The organism is Actinomadura soli (assembly GCF_005889715.1).
GTDB lineage: Bacteria > Actinomycetota > Actinomycetes > Streptosporangiales > Streptosporangiaceae > Spirillospora > Spirillospora soli.
In genome coordinates this window covers 1-3938 of the sequence record NZ_VCKW01000448.1, presented here as the reverse complement: position 1 = coordinate 3938, position 3938 = coordinate 1, and the positions used below count along the sequence as shown (strand labels likewise).

The following is a 3938-nucleotide window of genomic DNA, read 5'->3' as shown; positions in this document are numbered from 1 at the left end:
GGTTGTCGGGCATGGCCTCCCGCATACCCGGCGGGACGGTTCCAACCGTCCCCGGTCCCCGACCGGCCCCCGACCTGCGCGGCGCGGAGCGCGTCCGGCGGGATGTTTGCGGTCCCGGGGCCGGGTAGGCGCGACACGGCGGCCATCGGCCGCCACCCCCCATGATCACCCCCGATGAAGGGACGCATGATGAACACCCCCCACGTTCCCGGCGACAAGTCCGGACAGGTGAACACCTCCGGCGAGACGACCGGCAGGGCTGCAGGCAAGGCGGTGGGAACCGCGCGGCGGGCCACCGGGGGCGCGGCGCAGGGCGTCCGGCAGGGCGTCCGGAAGAGCGCGGACCAGGCCGGCGGGCAGGTCGCGGCGCTGCCCGGACGGGTCGCCGGGCTGGCGAGGCTGGTGACGCTCGCCAGGTTCCTGCGGGCCGCTCCGATCGCGGCGGCCGCCGTCGCGGGCGTCGTCGTCGGACGCCGCACGGCCAGGCGGCGCTGACCCCCGCCCACCTGCCGCATCGCGCCCACCGGGCGCCTTGACCGGCCGATGACCGAAACCAGGGGTCCTGTTTAGGCGGATAGGTACGGGTACACCCGGGGCTGCCAGACAGAGACGAACATTTCCCCTATCGAGGGAGCGGATGACATGACTGGGCCGATCGCCCAGCAGACCTCGGGCACCGGTTACGTCCAGCGCGGCGGGTCCAGCAGCAGCCTGGCCGACGTCGTCGACCTGATCCTGGAAAAGGGACTGGTCATCGACGTGTTCGCACGGGTTTCGCTGGTGGGGATCGAACTCCTCACCGTCGACGTGCGGATCGTGGTCGCGAGCGTCGACACCTACCTGAGGTTCGCCGAGGCCTGCAACCGGCTCGACCTCGCCCATGACGGCACCTCGCAGGGCCTGCCGCAGCTGCTGGAGGGCCTGCAGGAGTCGGGCGCGAAGAAGAAGACACGCGGCGCGCTGGAGGGAGCGCAGGAGCGGCTGAAGGAGACCTTCGGCGGCGACTCCGGCGACTCCGCGGCCTCCGATGAGGAGAGGCAGCCCGCGCGGCGCCGCTCGTCCCGCAAGAAGGAGGACGAGGAATGAGCGCCCCGCAGCCCCCCGGCGGGCCCGCTGCCGGGGACCCGCAGTACGTGTACGGGGTGACCCGCTCCGGCGCGGCCCTGCCGCCCGGGGTGAACGGCCTGGACGACCGCCCGGTGTCGCTGGTCGAGGACGGCGGCGCGTGCGCCGCGGTCGTCAGCGCGCTGCCCGGCGGCCGGGCGCTCGGCGAGCGCGCCGACCTGGTGGCGCACCAGCGGGTGCTGAACGCGCTGGTGGAGGCCGGGACCGTGGTCGTGCCGTTCCGGTTCGGGGCGGCGATGGCCGACCGCGCCGCCGTGCAGAAGGAGCTGCTGGCCGCCAACGCCGAACGCCTCGGGCAGGTCCTGGACGAGCTCGACGGCAAGGTCGAGCTGCGGCTGAAGGCCACCTACGTCCAGGACACGGTGCTCCGCGAGATCATGGCCGCCGAGCCGGAGATCGCCGAGCTGTCCCGGCGGCTGCGGGATGTGCCGCCCGACATCGCCGACGCCGTCTACTACGACCGCGTCCGGCTCGGCGAGCTCATCGCGCAGGCCATGCAGCGGCTCCGCGACCAGGACGGGCAGGCGCTGCTGGACGGCGCCGCCCCCGCCGCCGAGGCGTTCGCGCGCAAGCCGCCGATCCGGGAGGAGGACGTCCTGGACGCCTCGTTCCTGGTCCGCGCCGACCGCCGCGCCGAGTTCGAGCGGACCGTCGAGGAGCTGGGCCGGTCCCGCGCCGAGCGGGTCCGGGTCCGGCTGATCGGGCCGCTTCCGCCCTACGACTTCGTCCCGGAGGTCTGAGCCGATGGGACTGTTCACCGGCCTGGTCACGCTGCCGCTGGCGCCCGTGCGGGGCGTGGCGTGGCTGGCCGGGGTCCTCACCGAGCAGGCCGAGGCGCAGCTGTACGACCCGGCGCGGATCGCCGCGGAGATGGAGCAGGTCGCCGACGACGCCGCGGCCGGACGGATCACCGAGGAGGAGGCCGCCGCCCGCGAGGAGGACCTGATCGGCCGGCTGAACGAAGGCCGCGCCCGCCGCGAGCAGGCGGGCGGGTAGCCAGGGAGGCCCGTGAATGTTGTCCGCGTCCGAGGCCGCCCTGCGGGCGGCCGAGCACGTCACCGCGATGACCGGCCGCTGCGCCGAGTGCGTGGTGGGGGTGGAGCGCGCCGGCGAGGACGGCTGGCGCGTCACGGTGGAGGTCGTGGAGACCCGCCGCATCCCCGATTCCGCCGACATCCTCGCGGTCTACGACGCCGAGGTCGACGCGGACGGGGAGCTGGTCGCCTACCGCCGCGCCCGCCGCTACTCCCGCGGCCGGGTGGAGAGGGGCTGAGAAGCGTTGAGTGAGATCTCCTGGACCGGGTCCCGGTCGCCGGCGCGGTCGATGCCGGGTGAGCGGGAGTCGGCGAGCCTGGCCGACCTGCTGGAGCGCATCCTCGACAAGGGCATCGTGATCGTCGGGGACGTCCGGGTGAACCTGCTGGACATCGAGCTGCTGACGATCAAGCTGCGGCTGCTGGTGGCGTCGGTGGACCGCGCGAAGGAGATGGGCATCGACTGGTGGGAGCACGACCCGTCGCTGTCGTCCAAGGCCCGCCCCGCCGGGGAGGTCTCGGGCGGCGGCGACCGGGAGCTGGCGGAGGAGAACCGGCGGCTGCGCGAACGCCTCGCCGCCCTCGAAGCCGCCGCCGAGGGGAAGGAGCCCGGATCGTGACCGCGGCATCTGTCGCCGACGGCACCGCCGTCTACCTGTACGGGGTGGCGCGCGGCCTGGACCCGGCCGCGCTGCGCGGCGCCGCCGGGGTCGCGGGCGCGCCGGTCCGCGGCGTCGTCGAGGGCGGGCTGACCGCGCTGGTCAGCACCGTCCGGCTCGAGGAGTACGGGGAGGCGGCGCTGCGCGCCAACCTGGAGGACCTGGCGTGGCTGGAGGCCACCGCCCGCGCCCACCACGCCGTGGTGGACCGGGCCGCGCACGCCGCGCCGACCGCGCCGGTCCGGATCGCGACGGTCTACCGCGACGACGCGCGGGTCGCCGAGGTGCTGGCGGCGCAGCGCGCCCGGTTCGGCGAGGTGCTGGACGGCATCGCGGGCCGCTCGGAGTGGGGTGTGAAGGCCTACGCCGCGCCCGGCACGCCGGAGGAGGGCGCTCCCGATCCCGGTGGGGGGCTCGTGCCGAGCGCCGAGCCCCTCACCGGCCCCAACCCCGCGCCCAGCCCCGACGCGCCGGGTTCGGGTGCGGGGACGGCGTACCTGGAGCGCCGGCAGCGGGAGCGCCGCCGCCGCGAGGACGCCGGCCGCCGCGCCGCCGAACGCGCCGGGGAGGTGCACGCGGCGCTCGCCGACCACGCCGTCGCGTCCCGGCACCATCCGCCGCAGGACCCGCGCCTGTCGGGACGGCCCGGCGCGCAGTTCCTCAACGTCGCCTACCTGCTGGACGACGAGCGGGTCGAGGGGTTCCTCACGGTGGCGCGCACGCTCGCCGACCGGCTGCCCGGCATGGAGGTGGAGGTCACGGGGCCGTGGCCGCCGTACTCGTTCATCGACACCGCCGACGCCACGCCCGCGCGCGGTCCGGAGGACGTGTGAGCGCCGTCCTGGACCAGGGCCGCGACGTCCCGATGGAGCGGGTCGCGCTGGTGGACCTGCTGGACCGGCTGCTGGCCGGCGGCGTCGTCATCGCCGGGGACCTGGTGATCTCGATCGCGGGCATCGACCTGGTGCAGGTGTCGCTGCGGGCGCTGGTCACCACCGTCCGCGAGGAGCTGCTCCCTGACGCGCCCGCACGGAAGGAGAACCCATGACCCGCCCCGGCCGCCCCGAAAGGGGGCCGGTGGGCGGCGCCGTGGAGGTGCACGACGCCCCCGCCGCCTACC

The 3938-nt window shown here is 75.5% G+C and carries 8 protein-coding genes; all 8 read left to right on the top strand.

Annotated elements, in window-relative coordinates; all coding sequences use genetic code 11:
• Window positions 1-174: 174 nt before the first annotated feature.
• Window positions 175-495, top strand: a complete 321-nt coding sequence (locus ETD83_RS40310) for a hypothetical protein (protein ID WP_171064716.1) — start codon at window positions 175-177, stop codon at window positions 493-495.
• 147 nt (window positions 496-642) lie between these two features.
• Window positions 643-1086 carry a gas vesicle protein GvpJ gene (gene gvpJ, locus ETD83_RS40305; protein ID WP_138650513.1) on the top strand — a complete coding sequence of 148 codons (444 nt, stop codon included), beginning with the start codon at window positions 643-645 and terminating at the stop codon, window positions 1084-1086.
• On the top strand, window positions 1083-1865 hold the full coding sequence (locus ETD83_RS40300; RefSeq protein WP_138650512.1) for a GvpL/GvpF family gas vesicle protein: 783 nt from the start codon (window positions 1083-1085) through the stop codon (window positions 1863-1865). The genes gvpJ and ETD83_RS40300 overlap by 4 nt, the downstream gene beginning before the upstream one ends.
• A 4-nt stretch (window positions 1866-1869) precedes the next feature.
• Window positions 1870-2121, top strand: coding sequence for a gas vesicle protein GvpG (locus ETD83_RS40295; RefSeq protein WP_138650511.1), 252 nt, complete (start codon window positions 1870-1872; stop codon window positions 2119-2121).
• Window positions 2122-2137: 16 nt separating this feature from the next.
• The gene (gene gvpO / locus ETD83_RS40290) at window positions 2138-2398 is read left to right on the top strand and encodes a gas vesicle protein GvpO (RefSeq protein ID WP_138650510.1); all 261 of its coding nucleotides are present in this window, start codon (window positions 2138-2140) and stop codon (window positions 2396-2398) included.
• 6 nt (window positions 2399-2404) lie between these two features.
• Window positions 2405-2779 (top strand): gas vesicle protein, encoded by a 375-nt coding sequence (locus ETD83_RS40285; RefSeq protein ID WP_230421513.1) that lies wholly within the window; start codon window positions 2405-2407, stop codon window positions 2777-2779.
• On the top strand, window positions 2776-3651 hold the full coding sequence (locus ETD83_RS40280) for a GvpL/GvpF family gas vesicle protein (RefSeq protein WP_138650509.1): 876 nt from the start codon (window positions 2776-2778) through the stop codon (window positions 3649-3651). Before ETD83_RS40285 ends, ETD83_RS40280 begins: the two co-directional genes overlap by 4 nt.
• Window positions 3648-3866, top strand: coding sequence for a gas vesicle protein (locus tag ETD83_RS40275; RefSeq protein ID WP_230421512.1), 219 nt, complete (start codon window positions 3648-3650; stop codon window positions 3864-3866). Before ETD83_RS40280 ends, ETD83_RS40275 begins: the two co-directional genes overlap by 4 nt.
• The last annotated feature ends 72 nt before the right edge of the window (window positions 3867-3938 follow it).

What these genes read in the sequence shown, in the direction of transcription:
- ETD83_RS40310 (WP_171064716.1), top strand. Translation starts at nt 175, where the DNA reads ATGAAGGGACGCATGATGAACACCCCCCACGTTCCCGGCGACAAGTCC.
- gvpJ (WP_138650513.1), top strand. Translation starts at nt 643, where the DNA reads ATGACTGGGCCGATCGCCCAGCAGACCTCGGGCACCGGTTACGTCCAG.
- ETD83_RS40300 (WP_138650512.1), top strand. Translation starts at nt 1,083, where the DNA reads ATGAGCGCCCCGCAGCCCCCCGGCGGGCCCGCTGCCGGGGACCCGCAG.
- ETD83_RS40295 (WP_138650511.1), top strand. Translation starts at nt 1,870, where the DNA reads ATGGGACTGTTCACCGGCCTGGTCACGCTGCCGCTGGCGCCCGTGCGG.
- gvpO (WP_138650510.1), top strand. Translation starts at nt 2,138, where the DNA reads ATGTTGTCCGCGTCCGAGGCCGCCCTGCGGGCGGCCGAGCACGTCACC.